The organism is Spirillospora sp. NPDC047279 (genome assembly GCF_040643285.1).
GTDB lineage: Bacteria > Actinomycetota > Actinomycetes > Streptosporangiales > Streptosporangiaceae > Spirillospora.
On record NZ_JBEYUA010000006.1, the window covers coordinates 389,575 to 409,660 of the forward strand.

Sequence of the window (20,086 nt, forward strand, 5' to 3'; positions counted from 1 at the left end):
GTTCGGCGGTGCTTCCTACGCTCGGTCGATGACCTTGAAGACAGGCGAGTCGGCGACGTTCGGGTTCCAGGCCGAGGTGGCCCAGATCCTCGATCTGATGGCGCATTCCTTGTACAGCAACAAGGAGATCTTCCTGCGCGAACTGATCTCGAACGCGTCCGACGCGATCGACCGTTTCCGGCTCGAGCGGTTCACCGAGGCCGCCTCCGGCGAGGAGGCCGGCGACCCCTGGATCCGGGTCACGTTCGACCGGGACGCGGGCACGATCACCATCGCCGACAACGGCATCGGGATGTCGCAGGCCGAGGTGATGGACAACATCGGCACCATCGCCAAGTCGGGCACCGGCGAGTTCCTCAAGGCGCTGACCGGTGACCGGCGCACCGACGCCAACCTGATCGGCCAGTTCGGGGTCGGGTTCTACTCGGCGTTCGTGGTCGCCGACCGGGTCGTGCTCACCACCCGCCGGGCGGGCCTGGCGGCCGGCGAGGGCGTGCGATGGTCGTCGGACGGCAAGGGCGAGTACACGCTGGAGGCCGTCGAACGTCCCGAGCGCGGCACCACGATCGTGCTGCACCTGCGCGACGGCGAGGACGAGCTGCTCAACGACTACCGGCTGCGGACGATCATCCAGAAGTACTCCGACCACATCAGCGTCCCGATCCTGATGGCCGGGAACGACACCGACACCGGCGGCTCCGATGACGGCGCGGAGTCGGCGGTCAACCAGGCCTCGGCGTTGTGGGCGCGCTCCAAGAGCGAGCTCGGCGAGAGCGACTACCAGGGCTTCTACCGGCACCTGACCAACGACTACGCCGACCCGCTGGCGCACCTGCACGCCAAGGTGGAGGGCCGGTACGAGTACACGCTGCTGCTGTACGTCCCGTCCCAGGCGCCGTTCGACCTGTGGATGCGGGAGGCCCGGCACGGGGTCAAGCTGCACGTGCAGCGGGTGTTCATCCTGGAGGACACCGGCCAGATCATGCCGCGCCACCTGCGGTTCGTGCGCGGGATCATCGACTCGGCCGACCTGCCGCTGAACGTGTCCCGCGAGCTGCTCCAGGGCAGCCAGGTGCTCGACCACATCCGCGCCAGCGCGGTGAAGAAGACGCTCAAGCTCCTCAAGGACCTGGCCGCGAACGAGCCGGAGAAGTACGCGACGTTCTGGACGCACTTCGGCGCCGTGCTCAAGGAGGGCGTCGCCGACGACTACACGCACCGCGACGACATCGCCGAGCTGCTGCGCTTCACCTCCACCCGCTCGGAGACGCAGGAGGCGGACGTGTCGTTCGCCGACTACGTCGGGCGGATGAAGGAGGGCCAGGACAAGATCTACTACCTGCTCGCACCGGGCCTGGCCGCCGCGGGCGCCAGCCCGCACCTGGAGGCCTTCCGCGCCAAGGGCATCGAGGTGCTGCTGCTCGGCGAGGCGGTGGACAACTGGGTGGTGACCGGGCTGCTCCAGGAATACCAGGGGCACCGCCTCCAGTCGGTCGCCCAGGGCGCGCCCGACTTCGGCGACCTGGACGGCGAGGAGGAGAAGGCGGCGGCCGAGCAGGCCACCGCCGACCACGCCGGCCTGCTCGGCAGGCTCAAGGAGATCCTCGCCGGGCAGGCCTACGACGTGCGGACCACCAGCCGGCTGACCACGTCGCCGGCGTGCATCGTCGCGCACGAGGCCGACACCGACCTCAACCTCGCCCGCCGGCTGCGCGGCACCGGCCTGCCCAACCAGCCCGTCCTGGAGATCAACCCCGGGCACGCACTGATCGAACGGCTCAACCGGCACGTGGACGACCCGCGCCTGGCCGACTGGGCGCACGTCCTCTACAACCAGGCGGTCCTCACGTTCGGTGCCCGCATCGAGGAGCCGGCCGCGTTCGTCGGCCACCTCAACGACCTTCTCGTCGCCCTGGCGGCCGACCCCCGCGACCAGGACGCCGCGAATACCGAAGAATCACCCTGACCCACAATTCCCGCAGTTTCGTCAACGTGCACGGTCCGGCCGTGAAACGCGGCCGGACCGGCCTCAGAAATGGTTTTCCTGAGAGAATTCGCGCTCCATCCGGAGGGCCAGTTCGGCCCATTTATCGGCGCACACGCGAGCCAGCTGGGCCACCATGTGCATCCGGTGCGGCGGAACGCTGTCGATGATGCGGTTCCAGTCGTCGCCCTGGATGGTGTGGATGTTGAGCAGCCGCAGGAGGTTGCGGCCGTGCTCGTTGAGGCGCAGCGCCGGGTCCGCGCGCAGCCGTTCGACCACGGACGCGGGCGGCGGGCCCGGTGCGCGGCGGGACGGAGGCCCGCCGGGCTGGGCGTCGCGGCGCGCCGCCGGGGCGCCGGCCCTCCGTCCGCCGACCAGCGCGCGCGAACGGCCGCGCGGCAGCGGGCCCTCCCCGCGCAGCAGCCGGTTCTTGACGTCCCTGACCGTCTCGGGCGAGATGCCGGCCGCCCGCGCGACCTGCCGCAACGACAGGCTCGGATCCTGCACGATCAGCTCGTGGGCGCGCTTTCGCCCGGCGCTGACGTCGATGGACCTGATCCGGCCGTCCCGGCCGATGCGGGCGGTGCGGGCCGTGGCGTCCCCGCCGGCGCTGCGGCGGATGTCGGCGACGGTCTTGGCCGAGATCCCCACCACCGAGGCGATCATCCGGTCCGACCACACCGGGTGCGTGGCGATGATGCGCCCGGTGGCGCGCTTGCGGTCGGCCAGCGACAGGGGCAGGCCGTGCGCGATGTTGGAGGTGACCGCCAGGACGAAGGCGTCGTCCTCGGCGCCGTCGAAGAACCTGACGGAGATCGTCGTCTGGCCGCGCAGCCGGGCGGCCTGCAGCCGGTGCATGCCGTCGATGACGCGCATGGTGGGGCGGTGCACGATGATGGGCGGGAGCCTGGTCTCGGAGGCGGCCATCATCTCGATGTGCCCGCGGCTCTCCCCCGCGAGCCGCGGGGAGCCGCCGACGGCGAGCGAACTGACGTCCACCTCCTCGGCAGGGTGGAGGTCGTCGTGGCTTGGTGCGGACCGCAAATCCAACTCCTCAGAATCTGAACTCGCTCGGGCGGGCCAGCGGGGAACAGAAATCGGGGTAGTCAGGTGGCGGGAGAATTCCACCGGCGGTACGCGGCCGTCCGGCCGGTCGCCGTCGGGCAGGGAGGAAGTCCGGGCGGGGGCATGCTGATCCGGGAGACTTCCGCAACGCGACCAGGTCAGAATAATCGAGTTCACCGCGATATCCTGCGAAGAGACCGGATGCGGACAGTTCTGATCGTCGACTGAACCGAATTTCCCGGCGAAACGTTATTGCCCCTTCGGTCAATAACAAGAAGGACAATCCCGGCGCCGCGGCCGCGTGACGCGCGCGCCCCGGCCCGCTCGCGCGCCGCCGATGCGGAGCGGAGGTGCGGAATCGCGGTGAGATGCCACCCCGATTGATCGTAAGCTCGAAGTCATGTCCGAGGGCCGTCCTGGGTGTCACTGCATCATCGACCACGATTATGGTGACCGCGACCGCCTGGACAACTTCGAGCTCCGTACGATCGTGCACGTCAGCCAGTACGGATGGAGCGTGGTGCTGGTCCCCGGCGACGCCGAGGGGCCGGGCTGGGCGTACACGATCGGGCTCTGGCACAGCCACCGCTCCCCCGAGCTGGCGATGTTCGGCGGCGACATCTACGAGATGGAGGACGTCCTCAACACGCTCGGGATGCAGACCGCCGACGGCGACGCCCCGGAGGACGGCGGGCGCCGCCCCGAGGTGGTGCGCGGCCAGACCGCCGCCTTCCGGACGGTCGACTCGCAGTGGTACGACGGCATGTTCAAGGGGGCGCTCTCGTTCTACCGCCGCCCGCCGCTGCCGTTCCTCCAGGTCGTGTGGCCCAACCGGGACGGCCTGTACCCGTGGCAGCCCGGCACCGAGCTGGTGTTCCGCCACTCCCAGCCCTGGTTGTGGCTCAACCCGCGGCAACACCCGCAGGGCTCGTGGACCCGGCACCTCTGACCTCGTAGTGTCGGCGGGTGTTCGGTCCCATCGCCGAGGCCATCGAGACCCGGCGGCTCGTGCTGGAGCCGCCGGCCGCCCACGACGCCGACGAGATGGCCGTCGTCCTCGGCGACCCGCGGCTGCACGACTTCATCGGCGGCGAGCCGCTCACCGTCGATGAGCTGCGCGCCCGGTACGAGCAGCTCGCCGCCGGCCCGGCCCCGTTCCACCAGGAGGGCTGGCTCACCTGGATCATCCGCCGCCGCCGCGACCGCCGCGCGGTCGGCTTCGTCCAGGCGACGGTCACGCCGGGCGCCCGGGGCCTGCGCGCGAACGTGGCCTGGGTCGTGGGCATGCCCTTCCAGGGGTTCGGCTTCGCCACCGAGGCCGCCGCGGGGATGCTCGGGTGGCTGCGCGCGCACGCCGTGCACGAGATCACCGCCGCCGTGCACCCCGGCAACGCGCCGTCGGCCGCGGTCGCCCGCAAGCTCGGGTTGCGTCCCACCGGCGAGTGGTCCGGCGACGAGATCGTGTGGCGCGGCGGCGACCGGCATGACCGCGGCACGGAGGGGTAACACCTCGATCTCCCGCGGTGGCCCCGCGGACCCGGCGGGGTACGCAAGAATCGACGGGGTCGCACAATCGGCGGGCCGCGCAACCGAACCGGTCGAGGAGTGGAGACGATGCCGGAGGTCTGGCCTGGCGAGCCGTATCCGCTGGGCGCCACCTGGAACGGCACGGGGACCAACTTCGCCCTGTTCTCCGAGGTGGCCCGCAGGGTCGAGCTCTGCCTCTTCGATGTCGAGGGACGCGAGGAGCGCATCGAGATGCCCGAGGTCGACGGCTACCTCTGGCACGGCTTCCTGCCCGGCGTCGGCCCCGGCCAGCGTTACGGCTACCGGGTGTACGGGCCGTACGAGCCGCGCGAGGGTCACCGGTGCAACCCCGGCAAGCTCCTGCTCGACCCGTACGGCAAGGCGGTCGAGGGCGACGTGCGCTGGCACGAGTCGCTGTTCTCCTACCGGTTCGGCGACCCGGACACCCTCAACGCCGACGACAGCGCCCCCTACATGCCGAAGAACGTGGTGATCAACCCGTTCTTCGACTGGTCGGACGACCGCCCGCCGCGCATCCCGTACCACGAGACGGTCATCTACGAGGCGCACGTCAAGGGGCTCACCCGGCTGCATCCCGGCATCCCGGAGGAGCAGCGCGGCACCTACGCCGGGCTCGCGCACCCGGTCATGATCGAGCATCTGCTGGACCTGGGCGTGACGGCGGTCGAGCTGATGCCCGTCCACCAGCACGTCCCCGAGCACGCGCTGGTGGCGCGCGGCCTCACCAACTACTGGGGCTACAACACCATCGGCTTCCTCGCCCCGCACAACGCCTACAGCTCCTCCGGGCAGCTCGGCGAGCAGGTGATGGAGTTCAAGGCGATGGTGCGCACGCTGCACGAGGCCGGCATCGAGGTCATCCTCGACGTCGTCTACAACCACACCGCCGAGGGCGACCACCTCGGGCCGACGCTCTCGTTCCGCGGCATCGACAACGCCTCCTACTACCGGCTGCGCGACGACGACAAGCGTTACCACCTCGACTACACCGGCTGCGGCAACTCGCTCAACGTGCGCAGCCCGCACGCGCTGCAGCTCCTCATGGACTCGCTGCGCTACTGGATCCTGGAGATGCACGTCGACGGGTTCCGGTTCGACCTCGCCTCGGCGCTGGCCCGCGAGCTGCACGACGTCGACCGGCTGTCGGCGTTCTTCGACCTGGTCCAGCAGGATCCGGTGGTGTCCCAGGTCAAGCTGATCGCCGAGCCGTGGGACGTGGGCGAGGGCGGCTACCAGGTCGGCAACTTCCCGCCGCTGTGGACCGAGTGGAACGGCAAGTACCGCGACACCGTCCGCGACTTCTGGCGCGGCAGCTTCGCGACCATGCCCGAGTTCGCCTCGCGCCTCACCGGCTCCAGCGACCTCTACGAGAACAGCGCGCGCCGGCCGTTCGCCTCGATCAACTTCGTCACCTGCCATGACGGTTTCCCGCTGGCCGACCTCGTCGCCTACGACCGCAAGCACAACGAGGCCAACGGCGAGTCCAACCGCGACGGCACCGACGACAACCGCTCCTGGAACCACGGTCACGAGGGCCCGACCGACGACCCGGAGATCCTGGAGCTGCGGGCCCGGCAGCGCCGCAACTTCCTGGCGACGCTCTTCCTGGCGCAGGGCGTGCCGATGCTCTCGCACGGCGACGAGCTGGGCCGCACCCAGCGCGGCAACAACAACGCCTACTGCCAGGACAACGAGACCGCATGGGTCGACTGGAGCGCCGTCGACGAGGGCGACCTGGCGTTCGTCCAGGCGCTCTCGCGGCTGCGGCGCGAACACCCGATCTTCCGCCGCCGCCGCTTCTTCACGGGCGGTCCGGGCGACGGCGGGCCCGCCGACATCGCCTGGCTGACCCCGGCGGGCGTGCCCATGACCGACCACGACTGGACGGTCGGCTTCGCCAAGTCGCTCGGGGTCTTCCTCAACGGCGAGGCCATCAGCGAGCCCGACCCGCGCGGGCGCCGGATCACCGACGACTCGTTCCTGCTCCTGATCAACGCGCACGCCGAGTACGTGGAGTTCGCCCTGCCCGGCCCGGAGTACGGCGAGCGCTGGGAGTACTCCCTCGACACCTCCGCGCCCGGCACGCTCGGCGAACGCGACCGGCCCAAGGCGAAGGACAAGCTCGACGTGCCCAGCCGCGCCGTGATCGTCCTCCGCCGCATCTGACGCCGGGTCCTGACGCCGGGTCCTGCCGCCGGGTCTGGCCGCCGCGGGGTCTAGCTGCCGCGGCTCACCTCGATCGCCGTCAGGAACACCAGCACGAACGTCGTCACCGCCACGACCCCGTGCACCAGCACCGCGGCGGCGGGGAACGCCTGCTCGGCCCCCTTGGCGTGCCGCCCGCCCCGGCCCACCAGCCAGCGCGTGAACAGCAGGAACCCCTGGAAGATGACCACCAGCAACGCCGCGAACGCGATCCACGCGAACACCACGACCTCGGTGACGAGGTAGGCGATCCACACCGCGAGCCCGGCGACGGCCGCGCACGGATGCCCGATCACCACCAGCATCGGAAACCGCGTCACCTTCGTCGCCTGACTCCGCACTCCCCCGTTCCGCAGCCAGATCATCAGCAGATACAGCCCGGCGGCTGCTGCCAGGATCCATGCCGCGAGCGCAGCGAACTCCACCCCCCGCTCCCTTCGACGTGGTTCAGTCCCGGCACCAGTGTCGCTCCGACTCAAGCTCACCATGACCGATTCGTGAATATAGGGATACAGACCGTTATCGGCCATCACACTCGGCTTCCCCTCCCGGCGCGCCGGCGGCGGGGCGATTGGATGAGCGGCGGATTTCCGGGCAGCGTACGGGCCAGGAGGTGACGGATGCGACGGTTGTCGTCGGATGACGCCGGCAGTGAGGTCGACCTGGTGGAGGCGTACGCCTATCCGGAGGGGCGCACCTGGCTGCGAGCGAACATGATCTCCACCCTGGACGGGGCGGCCTGGTCACTGGAGGGGCGCAGCGGCGGTCTCGGCAACGAGGCCGACCGGCGGTTGTTCTCGCTGACGCGCGGCATGGCCGACGTGGTCATCGCCGGGGCGGGGACGGCGCGGGTCGAGGGCTACGGGCCCGTGGACCCCGGTGCGGGCTGGGACGAGCTGCGGAAGGGCCGGACGGCCGTGCCGCCGCTGGCGGTCGTGTCGCGGTCGCTCGACCTGGACCTGGACGGCCCGCTCTTCACCGAGGCCGATCCGCGAACGATCCTGCTGACGGTGGCGGACGCCCCGGCGGACCGGCTGGTGAAGGCGCGCGACCGTGCCGACGTGATCATCGCCGGGGAGCACGCGGTGGACTTCGCCGAGGCGAGACGCCGGCTGGAGGAGCGCGGGCACCGCAGGCTCGTCTGCGAGGGCGGCCCGCACACGCTCGCGCAGGTCGTGGCCGACGGCGTGCTGGACGAGCTGTGCCTGACGCTGAGCCCGAAGTTGTTGTCGGGCACCGCCTCCCGGGTCCTGAACGGGACGGTGCTGGCCGCCCCCGCCGGGATGAGGCTGCAGCAGGTCCTGGAGGACGAGGGGTTCCTCTTCCTGCGCTACTTCAAGGAGTAGCGCAGGAAGAGCACGCCCTCGTCCTCGTAGAGGGCGGTCAGGCCGACGTCCAGCGGCGCGGGGAGCTCCCCCAGCAGCCGGGTGTGATGGGCGCCACCGAGCAGGGTGGGCGCCAGGTTGAGGCACAGCTCGTCGGCCAGTCCCTCCCGCAGGAGGGACGTGGCCAGGCCCGGACCGCCCTCGCACAGGAGGTGCCGGAGGCCCAGGTCGTCGCGGAGGCGCCGGACGGCGGTGCCCAGGTCGGGCGCGGGCACGACACGGACGCCGCCAGGGACGCCGCCGGGGACGCCGGTCGCCGGACGCGGCGTCACGACGACGGTCGGGGTCTCGGCCTCGGTGAAGAGCGGCAGGTTCCAGTCCAGGTCGAGCGTCCGGCTGACGATCACGATCGGGGCGGGCGGGCCGCCGCGGCGTTCGCGCAGGTCGGCACGGAGCCGGGCGGGGCCGAGGCGGCCGGTGCGGGCGGTGGCGGCGCCCACCAGGATGCCGTCGGCGAGCGCGCGCAGGGTGCGGAAGACGCGGAAGTCGGCCGCGCCGCCCAGCCCGTCGGTCCAGCCCTCGGCGTCGGTGACCGAGCCGTCGGCGCTCATCACCATGCCGAGGCGGAGGCCCGGCACGTCCCCGTAGGCCTCGTAGGGATCGACGTCGGCGGCGGGCTCGGGCAGCAGGCGGCGCATGACCTGCAAGGTTAGACGAACGGCGGCGAACGTTTCGGCGGGACGGCCAGGGCGGGACCGGCGTTTCACACTGTCGGTGGCGTGGGGGAACATGGGGTCATGGACCTGCCGATCAGCCCGCCGCTGCCGCCGATGCTGGCCAAGGCGGTCAAGACCATGCCCAAGGGCGACGTGCTCTACGAGCCCAAGTGGGACGGGTTCCGCTGCATCGTGTTCCGCGATGGCGACGAGGTGGAGCTGTCCAGCCGCGGCGAAAAGCCGCTGACCCGCTATTTCCCCGATCTGGTCGAGGCCGTCAAGCGGGAGCTGCCCGAGCGCTGCGTGGTCGACGGGGAGATCGTCCTGCGCGACGGGTCGCGGCTCAACTTCGACGGCCTCCAGCAGCGCATCCATCCGGCGGCGTCGCGGGTCACGATGCTGGCCGAGACGATGCCCGCCTCGTTCATCGCGTTCGACCTGCTGGCGCTGGGCGACGAGTCGCTGATGGAGACGCCGCTGGGCGAGCGGCGGCAGCGGCTGGTCGACACGCTGGCCGGGGTCGGGGCGCCGATCCACGTGACGCCGGCGTCCGACTCCTACGAGCTGGCGCTGCGCTGGTTCGACGAGTTCGAGGGCGCGGGGCTCGACGGCGTGATCGCCAAGCCGCTCGACATCCCCTACCAGCCCGACAAGCGGGCGCTCTGGAAGGTCAAGCACGAGCGCACGGCCGACTGCGTGGTGGCCGGGTTCCGCTGGCACAAGTCCGGGCCGATCGTGGGGTCGCTGCTGCTCGGGCTCTTCAACGACGAGGGGCACCTGCAGCACGTGGGCGTGGCGGCGTCGTTCACCATGAAGCGGCGCGCGGAGCTCGTCGAGGAGCTCAAGCCCTACCTGCTCGACGATCTCGACGACCATCCGTGGGGCGAGTGGGCCAAGCAGAGCGAGGCGACGCCCGACCGCATGCCGGGCGCCGTCTCCCGCTGGACCGGCAAGAAGGACCTGAGCTGGGTGGCGCTGCGGCCCGAGCTGGTGGTCGAGGTGGCCTACGAGGGCATGGAGGGCACCCGCATCCGGCACACCGCGCGGTTCCGGCGCTGGCGCACCGACCGCACCCCGGAGTCGTGCACCTACGAGCAGCTCGAGGTGCCGGTGGCCTACGACCTCGACGACATCTTCGCCGGCGGCGCCGGCACCTGACCCGAGGCAAGGCGTTCGCCTCGGGGCAAGGCGTCCGCTCCGGGGCGCGGCACCCGACCGCGACGGCACGGCACCCGCCGCCGGGAGCGGCACCGGGGCCTGACCTGGCGTGGCGCCGGGCCTTGACCTGGGACGACGCGGCCCCGATCTTCGTCAAGGCCGATTCCCGATCATCTAAAAGGCGACGCGTGTCGCGGCGGCGGCGGGCGCTCCCGCTCCTACGATCCGCTGTCGACAACCGTCGTCAGGGTCAAGGCCGCGGTCCCCACCGTGGTCCAGGGGGAATCGATGGTCCGCTACGCCGTGCCCGCACGCCTGGGCGCCGCCGCGCTCGGGTTCGTGGTGGCCACGCCGGGCGCCGCGCTCGCCGCGCCGTGCCCGTGCTCCAAGATCGAGGTCTATGTCGACTGCGCCGCCAAGGCCAAGGGCACCGGCAAGAAGGACGCGCCCTACGAGTCGCTGGCCCCCGTCAACGTGCTGAAGCTGAAGGCGGGCGACAAGGTCCACATCAGGCGCGGCGCCACCTGCAAGGGCACGCTGACCGTGCGCGGCGCGGGCGAGGCCGACAGGCCGATCACGGTCGACGCCTACGGCACGGGCGCGGCGCCGGTCATCGAGGCGACCGGCGCCGAGCAGGCACTGCTGCTCGACAACGCGCAGCAGGTCACGGTGAGCGGGCTCGCGCTGACCGCGCCGGGCGACGGCGGGCAGCCGCGCCGGGGCGTGCTGGTGCGGGCGTCGGACGCCGGGGTCCTGCGCGGCATCGTGCTGACCGGCCTCGACATCCACGACGTGCGCGGGATGCCGCGCACCGGCGAGGGCGCCGCGGCGGGGGCGTCCGGCGGCATCGTGGTGGAGGCGGGCGGCGACGCCACCCCGACCACGTTCGACGGGCTGGAGATCACCGGCAACCGGATCCACACGATCGGCGGCGCCGGGGTGTCGACCTGGTCCAACTGGTGCCGCCGGCCCGGCTCCCCCGTTCCCGGGGGCTGCGCCCAGGCCTGGACGCCGATCCGGCGGCTGGCGGTCCGCGGCAACCTGCTGTGGGACGTGGGCGGCGACGGCGTCACGCTGGCCGCGACGCAGGGCGCGAAGGTCGACGGCAACCGGCTGGAGGGCTTCAACCTGCGGTCGGACGTCTTCGGCGCGGGCATCTCGGTCACCGGCTCGACCACGCCCGCCCTGGCCGGCAACGAGGTCTCGGGCGGCGCCACCGGCAAGGCCGCGGCGGGCGGGATGGCGTTCTCGCTCGGCAAGGGCACCGACGGCGCCGTGGTCTCGGCCGGGTTCTCGCACGACAACGCCGGCGGGTTCGCCCGCCTGTGCGGGGCGCGCGCCTTCACGGTGCGCGACAACGTCTCGGTGAACGACCGGGCCCGCGCGTTCCAGGCCTGCGACGCCCCGCTGGAGAAGGGCCGGATCCACGGCAACACGGTCTACCTGGCCGACGGCGTCGACCAGCTGATCGTGGACGCCGAGGGCTCGGCCGAGCTCGACGTCGCGTTCACCGGCAACCTGGTGGAGCGCACCGGCACCAAGGGCACCGTCGGCTGGAACCTCGAGAGCCCCGCGTGGGTGATCGACCACAACCTGCTGCACGGCCTGCCGGTGCCCGCCACGGCGACCGCGACGGTCAAGGCCGATCCCGCGCTGCTGGCGGGCGGCGTCGCCGACCCGGTCGCCCTCCAGCTGAAGGCCGGGTCGCCGGCGCTGGGCGCGGGTGTCCGGACGGAGGGGATGACCGGTCATCCGGTGTCGCCGTCCCGGGTGCCCGCGGCGACGCCCAACATCGGCGGGATCCAGGCGGCGGGCGCGTTCCCGGCGGCGCTGGCCGACACGTTCGACGCGGCCGGGACGGGCGCGCCGCCCGCGGGCTGGAAGGTGACCGGCACCGCGGTGACCCGGCCGGACCCGGCGGGCGCGTTCGGCGCGGCGTTGTCGCTGGGCCTGGCGGCGACGGGCACCGCGGCGGTCCGGCCGTTCCCGGTCACCGGCGGCGGCCTGCGGGTCCGGGCCCGGCTGCGCGCCGAGGCACTCGGCGCCCCGGTGAACCTGAAGGTGCAGGACGGCGCGGGCGCCGCGCTGGCCTCCGCCGGGTTCGACGAGGCGGGCCGGGTCCGCTACACCGACGGCCCGGACGTGCGCACCGTCGAGGGGGTGAGCGTCCCGCCCGGGATGTGGGTGCCGGTGTCGCTGCTGCTGCGGCCCGAGCGGGGCGACTACGAGCTTTGGGTGAACGGGAGGCGGCACGCGACCGGTGAGCTGGCCGAGGGCGCCGGCCTGGCCGGGCGCGTCGCCGTGGAGGTGCCGGGCGGCCCCGGCCAGGCCACGTTCTGGGCCGACGACGTCCTCGTCACGCCCGAGATGTGCGTCGAGCCGCCACCCGCGAAGGCCGGCGCCCACCGGCACTGAGCCGGTCGAGCGCCGGACGGCCTCGCGGCAGGCCCGTGCCGGCCGCCCCTCACGTGCGCGGATGCGGCGCGGGCGGGCCCTCTCCTGCGATGGAGCGCCCGGCCGCGCCGCGGGTGTCCCCGGCCCTACGGGCGCCGGGTCTCGTTGTCGATGGTCTCCTGGATGACGTCGTCCGCCGACTTGGCGGCGATCTTCGGTGCCGCGTACGGCCGCAGGTAGGTCTGCTTCACGCCGGGCACCCGGTCCTCGATGACGAAGGTCGCCTTGGTGGACGCGGCCGCGCCGGCCGTGCGCACCGTCGGCAGCGTCTTGAAGTCGGCCTTCAGCTCCTCCTTGCCGATCCGGGTCAGCACGTAGCCGCGCTGGTTGTTGTAGAACCGCAGATGCGGATTGATCTTGAGGAACGGCTGGCTCGCCGGGTCGGAGTCGGCGCCGTCCCCGCCGCTGGTGATGGACGAGCAGACCAGCTCGGAGCCGACGACCGCCGAGGCCGGGTCGTCGTAGTTCGCCTTGAGGTCGCTGGCCCAGTGCGCGTGCACGTCGCCGGTGAGCACGACGGGGTTGCGCACCTTGGCGTCCAGCCAGCCCTGGGTGATGCGGTCGCGGGACGCGACGTAGCCGTCCCAGCCGTCCATGCTGGTCTTCTTGACCGGCCCGTCGGTGTTGTCGCGCTGGGCGAAGAACACCTGCTGGCCGAGGACGTCCCAGCGCGCGCCGGATCGGCGGAACCCGTCGAGCAGCCACTTCTCCTGGGCCGCGCCGGTGATGGAGCGGGCCGGGTCGGACGCGGCCGGGCAGTCCTTGTAGCCGTCGCCGCAGGCCTGGTCGTCGCGGAACTGCCGGGTGTCGAGCATGTGGAAGCCGGCCAGCCGGCCCCAGCGCACCCGCCGGTAGAGCTGCATGTCGTAGCCCTTGGGCACCGAGCTGCGGCGCAGCGGCATGTTCTCGTAGTACGCCTTGAACGCGGCGGCCCTGCGGGCGAGGAAGTCGGCGGTGACGGGGGTGTCGGAGCCGGCCTCGGGCGTCTCGTCGGCCCAGTTGTTCTCCACCTCGTGGTCGTCCCAGACCACGAGCCAGGGCGCGGCGGCGTGCGCGGCCTGGAGGTCGGGGTCGGACTTGTACTGGGCGTGGCGCTGCCGGTAGGTGGCGAGCGTGACGGTCTCGGGGCCCTCGTGGTCGCGGACGTTGCCGCCCGGGCTGTTGTAGGTGCCCTTCTTGTACTCGTAGTGGTAGTCGCCCAGGTGCAGGATCAGGTCGGGCTGCTCCTCGGCCAGGCGGCGATAGGCGGTGAAGAAGCCGTGCTCGAACTGGCTGCACGACACGAACGCCATCGCCAGCGCCGGGCCGAAGGTGTCGTGCCGGGGCGCGGTCCGGGTGAGGCCGGCCGGCGAGACGTGGCCCGCCACCCGGAACCGGTACCAGTACTCGGTCCCGGGGCGCAGCCCGGCGAGCTCGACGTGCACGCTGTGCGCCGACTCGGGCCGTGCGGCGGCGACGCCCCGCCGGACGACGCGGCGGAAACGTTCGTCGGCGGCGATCTGCCACTCGACCGGGAAGGACGTGGCCGGCATGCCGCCGAGCCCGTCCTCGGCGAGCGGGTTCAGGGCGAGCCGCGTCCAGAGGACGAAGCCGCCGGGGTCGGGGTCGCCGGAGGCGACGCCGAGGGTGAACGGGTCGCTCGGGAGCGTTCCAGGCCGGGCGGAGCCGGTGGCGGCGAGGGCGGAACCGGGGACTCCGGTCACGGCCGCCGCGGTGCCGACGGCGAGACCCGACGTGACGAGGAAGGATCTCCGGTCGAGCGCACGCCCGGGAGACGGGGCGGGGTGGCGGTGCGGAACGGTCGGCCGGGGCAGGCCTGTGTCGGCCATGAGGGGACCTTTCGGGGGGATGTCAGGGCAAATCGCCCGACAGCCTCACGAAGATCCGTGGCCGCGGAGCACCGTCCAGATGACGTTCGATCCAACAAAAACGATCATTTGGGCGAGTGCGGAGAAAGGTACCCGGAAGACGAGAAAGGGCCCGCACGGCGGCGGACCACTTCGGATGGTATCCTCGGATATTGCGTTACAGGCGCACAAAACACCGATCCTATGAATAGGAGTGTAGCCGAGACATGGGGAGCCGTCAAGCCGACGATGTCAAGTCCCGGTCCGAGAATTCTCCGGAGGGGGCCCGGGAGGCCGCACTGAGCGAGGAGCAGCACTACGTCACCCGCGTCTACGACCGCCTCGACGAGGAACGCGACGAGGCGGAGCGGACCCTGCGCGAGGGCCCCGTCGCCACCGGCGGCGGCGGCGCGTTCCAGGCCCGGCTCGAACGTGCCGTCGCGACCGACGAGGCGGCCCGGCACCTCGCCCGGCTGACCGGCGTCGAACGCGGGTTGTGCTTCGGGCGCATCGACCACCGGACCGTCGGAGACTCGCCGCGCGACACGTTCTACATCGGCCGGATCGGGCTGCGCGACGAGCACCGCGAGCCGCTGCTGATCGACTGGCGGGCCGCCGCCGCCCGCCCGTTCTACACCGCGACCCCGAGTTCCCCCGGCACGCTGGCGCGCCGCCGCAACCTGCACCTGCGCGGGCGCGAGGTGGTGAGGCTCGACGACGAGGTGTTCGACCTGGACGGGCTGACCGAGGCCGACCGGAGCACGATCGTCGGCGAGGCGGCGCTGCTGGCCACGCTGCGCCGCGGCCGCACCGGCCGCATGTCGGACGTCGTCGCGACGATCCAGGAGGAGCAGGACCAGGTGATCCGGGCCGGGCTGCCCGGGGTGCTGGTCGTGCAGGGCGGCCCGGGCACCGGCAAGACGGTCGCCGCGCTGCACCGTGCCGCCTACCTGCTCTACACGCATCGCGACGTGCTCGAACGCCGCGGCGTCCTGGTCGTCGGGCCCAACGCGACGTTCCTGCGCTACATCGAGCAGGTGCTGCCCGGCCTCGGCGAGAGCGACGTGGCGCTCGCGACGGTCGGCGAGCTCTATCCGGGCGTGCGCGCCACCGCCGCCGAGTCGCCCGCGGTCGCGATCGTCAAGGGCGGCCTGCGGATGGCCGGCCTCGTCGGGGCGGCCGTCGCCGACCGGCAGCGCGCCCCCGAGGGCGGCCTGGCGGTCGAGTCGGACGGCATGACGCTGCGCGTGGACGCCGCCGGCTGCCGCAAGGCGCGCGACCGGGCGCGGGCGCTGCGGGCCCCGCACAACGTGCAGCGCAGGCTCTTCGTCCACGACATGCTCGACGCCCTCGCGCTGGACCGCGCCGAGCAGTACGACCGCATGACCGACGAGCCGCTGGAGCAGATCCTGGCCGCCGGCAACGTGCCCGAATGGCTCAAGGAGCTGATGGACGAGTCCGAGGAGCGCCCGCTGCTCGACGAGACCGACCTGCGCTACGCCAAGGAGGTCCTCTGGCAGGAGCCGCCCGTACGGGAGGCCATCGACGCGCTGTGGCCCGAGCTGACCCCGCAGACGCTCCTCACCGAGCTCTTCGCCGACCGGGAGGCGCTGGCCCGCGTCGGAGCCGAGGCCGGCCTCACCCCGGCCGAGCGGGAGGCGCTCCACCGGCCGCCGTCGGCGTGGACGGTCTCCGACGTCCCGCTGCTGGACGAGGCCGCCGAGCTGCTCGGCGACCGCGACGACTCGGCCGGCCGCGCCCGCAGGCGGGCCGCCGACCGGGAGCGCGACGCCGAGGAGCTCTACGCGCGCGAGGTCATCGAGTCCACCGGGATCGAGCAGATCGGCATCCCCGAGATCGACATGGTGGACGCGCGTGAGCTGGCCGAACGGCACGTGGACGACGCGCTGGAACTGGCCGAGCGCCAGCACGACGACGGCCTCCGCCTCACCACCGCGCAGCGCGCCGCGGCCGACCGCGAGTGGGCGTACGGGCACGTGATCGTGGACGAGGCGCAGGAGTTGTCGGAGATGGCGTGGCGGACCGTGATGCGCCGCGTCCCGACCCGTTCGCTGACGGTCGTCGGCGACATCGCACAGACCGGCAGCCCGGCGGGCGCCCGTTCGTGGGGCCAGATGCTCGACCGGTACGTGCGGGACCGGTGGCGCGAGCAGCGGCTGCTCGTCAACTACCGGACCCCCGCCGCGATCATGCGGGTCGCGGCCGAGGTGCTGGCCGAGGTCGCGCCGGAGCAGACGCCGCCGGAGCCCGTCCGCGACGACGGGCCGCCGCCCGCGGCCGTCCGGATCGGCGCCGCCGCGCTGGGCCGGGAACTGCCCGCCCTGGTCCGTTCGGAGCTGGTGGAGATCGCCACGGACCGGGTCGGCGAGGGCCGGCTGGCGGTGATCGCCTCGGGCGCGCGGCACGCCGCCGTCCGGGCCGCGCTCCCGGACGCCGAGGCGGGCGCCACCCCCGAGGCGCTGGACTCCGCGGTGGTCGTGCTGACCACCGAGGAGTCCAAGGGCCTGGAGTTCGACTCGGTCGTGGTGGTCGACCCGGCCGGGATCATCGCCGAGTCGCCGCGCGGCGGTCATGACCTCTACGTCGCCATCACCCGGGCCACCCGCCGGCTGACCCTCGTCCATGACGGGGACCTGCCTGCGATGCTGGCGGGGGCCAGGCCCGCCGGCGGCGACGGCTCATGACCCGGAGGGCGGCGGACCGTCACGCGTAGGGCAGCAGGCCCTTGTCGATCTCTTCCCAGCGCGCCTTCAGCCCCTTGAGCACGTCGGGGTCGTGCAGGGCGAGATCGGCCTGCTCGCGCGGGTCGGCCGACAGGTCGTACAGCCGGTCGGTCGCGGCGCCGCCGCCCTCGGCGGGGCCGCGCAGGTACTTCCAGCGTCCCCGGCGCAGCGCCCGCGAGCTCCTGGTACGCCAGAAGAGCTCGTTCTCCGGCTCGCGGGCGCCGCGCAGCAGGTACGGGACGAGGCTGTTGCCGTCGAGCGGGTGCGAGGCGGCGGGCGTGACCCCGGCGACCTCGAGGATCGTCGCGGTCCAGTCCTGAGTGATCACCGGGACGCGGCTGACCTGGCGGGGGCGGATCCGGGCGGGCCAGCGCAGGATGTTGGGCACCCGGATGCCGCCCTCGTTCAGGCTGGCCTTCTGCCCGGACAGCGGCCACTGGTAGGAGAAGCGCTCGCCGCCGTTGTCGCTGGAGAACACCACGAACGTGTCGCGTTCCTGCCCGGTCTCGCGGAGCGCGCGCAGCACCTTCCCGACCGCCGCGTCCAGGCTCTCGACCATCTTGCGGTACGTGTCGAGCGAGCCGCCGTCGTCGTGCCAGAGCGCGCGGGCGTCGCCCGCCTTCACCCGCGCGGTGATGCGCTCGCTGACCTCGCGGTCGCCGGGCGCCTCCCACGGCCAGTGCGGCGTGGTGAAGTTGAGGTTGAGCAGCCACGGCTCGTCCTCGCCGCGGCGGCCGCGGACGTAGTCGGCGGCGCGGGCGGCGATCGTGTCGGTGTAGTAGCCGAGGTCCTCGACCCGCACCTCTCCCTCGTAGAGGTCCACCCCGGTGCCGGTGATCTTCGAGTAGTAGTCGACGGCGCCGGACAGGTTGCCGAAGAAGGTGTCCCAGCCCGACTTGAGCGGGCCGTACCAGGGCAGGAAGCCGCAGTGCCACTTGCCGAACATCGCGGTGGCGTACCCGGAGGCCTTCAGCAGCGAGGCCAGCGTCGGGTGCTCGGGCGGGATGCCGTGCAGCTCGTCGGGACGGGCGATCGGCTCCTCCAGGCCGCCGCGCAGGCGGCCCGGGTAGCGGCCGGTGTAGAGGCCGAAGCGGGTGGGCGAGCAGACGGCCGCGGCCGAGTAGGCGTCGGTGAAGCGCACGCCCTGCTGCGCGAGCCTGTCGAGGTTGGGCGTCCTGATGTCGGGCGATCCGTACGAGCCCAGGTCCGCCCAGCCCAGGTCGTCGCCGAGGATGACGAGGAAGTTGGGCCGCCGGGCGCCCTTGGCCTTCGGGTCCGCGCGGAACCTGCGTTCGAGCGGGGCCTGCGCCGCCTCGGCGGTGCCGCCGCCCAGGGCCGTGCCCGCCGCCGTCGCGGCGGCCACGGTGCCGATCGCCGCCGCCGCGCCCCGTCTGCTGACGCCGCCCTGTCCGTCCTGGTTCTCAGGCACCACAAACCCACTTTCCCTACTCATTTGATTAAACAAACCGAGATAGTAGGGAATACCTGCCACGTGGCGCAACGTGCAACCGGCGGGGCGGGCTTCCGTTCGAGGGTTGACCAAGCGTACGCTTGGTCGCCGTACGACGGTTTGCAGAGGGGACGGCGATGACAGAGGTCCGGGAGTACTCCAACCTGATCGGCGGCGAGCTGCGGCCCGCCGCGGACGGCGGCACGCTGGACTCGGTCAATCCGGCGACCGGCGAGGTCTGGGCGAAGATCCCGAGGTCCGGCGCCGCCGACGCGGCCGCCGCCATCGAGGCCGCACGCGCCGCGTTCCCCAAGTGGTCGGGCATGCCCGCCGCCGGGCGGGCGCACTACCTGCGCAAGGTCGCCGAGGTGTTCGCCAGGAACGCCAAGGAGCTGGCCGAGCTGGAGACCATCGACAACGGCCGGCTGATCACCGAGACGGCCAAGCGTGACCTGCCCGGCATGACCTACCTGTGGACCAACGCCGCCGCCGAGTGCGCCGCCGCGGTCGAGGGCCGCAGCGTCGACTTCGGCCCGGGCAGCCAGGGCCTCACCCGGCGCGAGCCGTACGGCGTGGTGCTGGGGATCATCCCGTGGAACTCCCCCATCTCCACGCTCTCGGCCAAGGCCGCGTTCGCGCTGGCCGCGGGCAACACCGTGATCATCAAGCCCGCCGAGCAGGCCACGGTGTCCTCGCTGCGCGTCGGCGAGCTGCTGCGCGAGGTGCTGCCGCCCGGCGTGCTCAACATCGTGTCGGGCCTCGGCGAGGAGGTCGCCGACCCGATGGTGCGGAGCCGGCAGGTCAACAAGGTCAGCCTCACCGGCTCGGTCGGCACCGCGCAGATCATCACGCGGGCCTCGGCCGAGTCGCTCAAGCCGCTCGCGCTGGAGCTCGGCGGCAAGTCGCCCAACATCGTCTTCGCCGACGCCGACCTCGACAAGGCGGCGCCGGGCGTGACCACGCAGGCCATCTTCACCGCCAACGCCGGACAGATCTGTTACGGCGGCTCGCGGGTCCTCATCCAGCGGCCGGTCTACGACGAGATGATCTTCCGGATGAAGGAGATCTCCGCCAAGATCCGGCTCGGCGACACCCTCTCCCCCGACACCACGATGGGGCCGATCGTCTCCGCCGAGCAGTACGAGCGCGTCACCTCGTACCTGGAGATCGGCGCCAAGGAGGGCGCGGAGCTGGTCTTCGGCGGCCGCTTCGGCGCCGAGCTGGTCGACGGGAAGCACGCGGGCGGCTACTGGGTCGAGCCCACGCTCTTCGCCACCTCCGACAACTCGCTGCGCGTCTGCCAGGAGGAGATCTTCGGCCCGGTGGCGGTCGCGATCCCGTTCGACACCGAGGAGGAGGCGATCGCGCTGGCGAACGACTCGGTGTACGGGCTGGCCGCCGGGGTCTGGACGACCAGCCTGGGCACGGCGCAGCGCATGTTCCGGCGCCTGGACACCGGCACGGTCTGGGTCAACACCTTCCGCAAGGTCATGTTCCCGCTGGAGGGCACGAAGGACAGCGGCTACGGCAACGACTCGGTCCTGGCGTACACCCGCGAGAAGGCCGGCCTCTTCGAGTTCTAGCCGGCTC

Annotated in this window: 14 protein-coding genes; 9 read left to right on the forward strand and 5 right to left on the reverse strand. The window is 72.4% G+C overall.

Translation table 11 applies throughout. The features are described 5' to 3' along the window. Positions 1-28: 28 nt before the first annotated feature. Positions 29-1,966, forward strand: coding sequence for a molecular chaperone HtpG (gene htpG, locus ABZ810_RS17995; RefSeq protein ID WP_358404141.1), 1,938 nt, complete (start codon positions 29-31; stop codon positions 1,964-1,966). 63 nt (positions 1,967-2,029) lie between these two features. Here htpG and ABZ810_RS18000 read toward each other — a convergent pair whose 3' ends face one another. Further along, positions 2,030-3,028 carry a ParB N-terminal domain-containing protein gene (locus ABZ810_RS18000; protein WP_358404143.1) on the reverse strand — a complete coding sequence of 333 codons (999 nt, stop codon included), beginning with the start codon at positions 3,026-3,028 and terminating at the stop codon, positions 2,030-2,032. Positions 3,029-3,449: 421 nt separating this feature from the next. Between ABZ810_RS18000 and ABZ810_RS18005 the strand changes: the two genes are divergently transcribed. The 3 genes from ABZ810_RS18005 to glgX all read left to right on the forward strand — a co-directional run bounded on the left by ABZ810_RS18005 (position 3,450) and on the right by glgX (position 6,763). Then, positions 3,450-3,998 carry a DUF4262 domain-containing protein gene (locus ABZ810_RS18005; protein WP_358404144.1) on the forward strand — a complete coding sequence of 183 codons (549 nt, stop codon included), beginning with the start codon at positions 3,450-3,452 and terminating at the stop codon, positions 3,996-3,998. A 17-nt stretch (positions 3,999-4,015) separates the two neighbouring features. Then, positions 4,016-4,555, forward strand: a complete 540-nt coding sequence (locus ABZ810_RS18010; RefSeq protein ID WP_358404145.1) for a GNAT family N-acetyltransferase — start codon at positions 4,016-4,018, stop codon at positions 4,553-4,555. A gap of 108 nt (positions 4,556-4,663) precedes the next feature. Beyond that, entirely contained in the window at positions 4,664-6,763 is a 2,100-nt protein-coding gene (glgX, locus tag ABZ810_RS18015; RefSeq protein WP_358404147.1) for a glycogen debranching protein GlgX, read from the forward strand. A 50-nt stretch (positions 6,764-6,813) separates the two neighbouring features. On the opposite strand, the gene ABZ810_RS18020 is transcribed toward glgX, so the two are convergent. After that, positions 6,814-7,227 (reverse strand): hypothetical protein, encoded by a 414-nt coding sequence (locus tag ABZ810_RS18020; protein WP_358404149.1) that lies wholly within the window; start codon positions 7,225-7,227, stop codon positions 6,814-6,816. Positions 7,228-7,422: 195 nt separating this feature from the next. On the opposite strand from ABZ810_RS18020, the gene ABZ810_RS18025 reads away from it, so the two are divergent. Further along, positions 7,423-8,148, forward strand: a complete 726-nt coding sequence (locus ABZ810_RS18025) for a pyrimidine reductase family protein (RefSeq protein ID WP_358404150.1) — start codon at positions 7,423-7,425, stop codon at positions 8,146-8,148. On the opposite strand, the gene ABZ810_RS18030 is transcribed toward ABZ810_RS18025, so the two are convergent. Then, complete coding sequence (locus tag ABZ810_RS18030) at positions 8,133-8,825, reverse strand: dihydrofolate reductase family protein (RefSeq protein WP_358404152.1); 693 nt, start codon at positions 8,823-8,825, stop codon at positions 8,133-8,135. The two genes, ABZ810_RS18025 and ABZ810_RS18030, sit on opposite strands and share 16 nt — an antisense overlap. 99 nt (positions 8,826-8,924) lie before the next feature. On the opposite strand from ABZ810_RS18030, the gene ABZ810_RS18035 reads away from it, so the two are divergent. Then, on the forward strand, positions 8,925-10,001 hold the full coding sequence (locus tag ABZ810_RS18035) for an ATP-dependent DNA ligase (RefSeq protein WP_358404153.1): 1,077 nt from the start codon (positions 8,925-8,927) through the stop codon (positions 9,999-10,001). 288 nt (positions 10,002-10,289) lie between these two features. Continuing rightward, complete coding sequence (locus tag ABZ810_RS18040; protein ID WP_358404155.1) at positions 10,290-12,416, forward strand: hypothetical protein; 2,127 nt, start codon at positions 10,290-10,292, stop codon at positions 12,414-12,416. A 125-nt stretch (positions 12,417-12,541) separates the two neighbouring features. Here the strand turns inward: ABZ810_RS18040 and ABZ810_RS18045 are convergent, their stop codons facing one another. Continuing rightward, positions 12,542-14,284 carry an alkaline phosphatase D family protein gene (locus ABZ810_RS18045; RefSeq protein WP_358404157.1) on the reverse strand — a complete coding sequence of 581 codons (1,743 nt, stop codon included), beginning with the start codon at positions 14,282-14,284 and terminating at the stop codon, positions 12,542-12,544. 245 nt (positions 14,285-14,529) lie between these two features. On the opposite strand from ABZ810_RS18045, the gene ABZ810_RS18050 reads away from it, so the two are divergent. Continuing rightward, entirely contained in the window at positions 14,530-17,007 is a 2,478-nt protein-coding gene (locus tag ABZ810_RS18050) for an ATP-binding domain-containing protein (protein ID WP_358404159.1), read from the forward strand. Positions 17,008-17,026: 19 nt separating this feature from the next. Here ABZ810_RS18050 and ABZ810_RS18055 read toward each other — a convergent pair whose 3' ends face one another. Then, positions 17,027-18,478: a sulfatase-like hydrolase/transferase gene (locus ABZ810_RS18055; RefSeq protein ID WP_358404160.1), complete on the reverse strand. Its 1,452-nt coding sequence runs from the start codon at positions 18,476-18,478 to the stop codon at positions 17,027-17,029. A gap of 155 nt (positions 18,479-18,633) precedes the next feature. Between ABZ810_RS18055 and ABZ810_RS18060 the strand changes: the two genes are divergently transcribed. Further along, complete coding sequence (locus ABZ810_RS18060) at positions 18,634-20,079, forward strand: aldehyde dehydrogenase family protein (protein ID WP_358404161.1); 1,446 nt, start codon at positions 18,634-18,636, stop codon at positions 20,077-20,079. Positions 20,080-20,086: the final 7 nt, after the last annotated feature.

Coding starts and splice junctions, on each gene's coding strand:
- htpG (WP_358404141.1), top strand. CDS start 29: ATGACCTTGAAGACAGGCGAGTCGGCGACGTTCGGGTTCCAGGCCGAG.
- ABZ810_RS18005 (WP_358404144.1), top strand. CDS start 3,450: ATGTCCGAGGGCCGTCCTGGGTGTCACTGCATCATCGACCACGATTAT.
- glgX (WP_358404147.1), top strand. CDS start 4,664: ATGCCGGAGGTCTGGCCTGGCGAGCCGTATCCGCTGGGCGCCACCTGG.
- ABZ810_RS18025 (WP_358404150.1), top strand. CDS start 7,423: ATGCGACGGTTGTCGTCGGATGACGCCGGCAGTGAGGTCGACCTGGTG.
- ABZ810_RS18030 (WP_358404152.1), bottom strand. CDS start 8,825: ATGCGCCGCCTGCTGCCCGAGCCCGCCGCCGACGTCGATCCCTACGAG.
- ABZ810_RS18035 (WP_358404153.1), top strand. CDS start 8,925: ATGGACCTGCCGATCAGCCCGCCGCTGCCGCCGATGCTGGCCAAGGCG.
- ABZ810_RS18040 (WP_358404155.1), top strand. CDS start 10,290: ATGGTCCGCTACGCCGTGCCCGCACGCCTGGGCGCCGCCGCGCTCGGG.
- ABZ810_RS18045 (WP_358404157.1), bottom strand. CDS start 14,284: ATGGCCGACACAGGCCTGCCCCGGCCGACCGTTCCGCACCGCCACCCC.
- ABZ810_RS18050 (WP_358404159.1), top strand. CDS start 14,530: ATGGGGAGCCGTCAAGCCGACGATGTCAAGTCCCGGTCCGAGAATTCT.
- ABZ810_RS18060 (WP_358404161.1), top strand. CDS start 18,634: ATGACAGAGGTCCGGGAGTACTCCAACCTGATCGGCGGCGAGCTGCGG.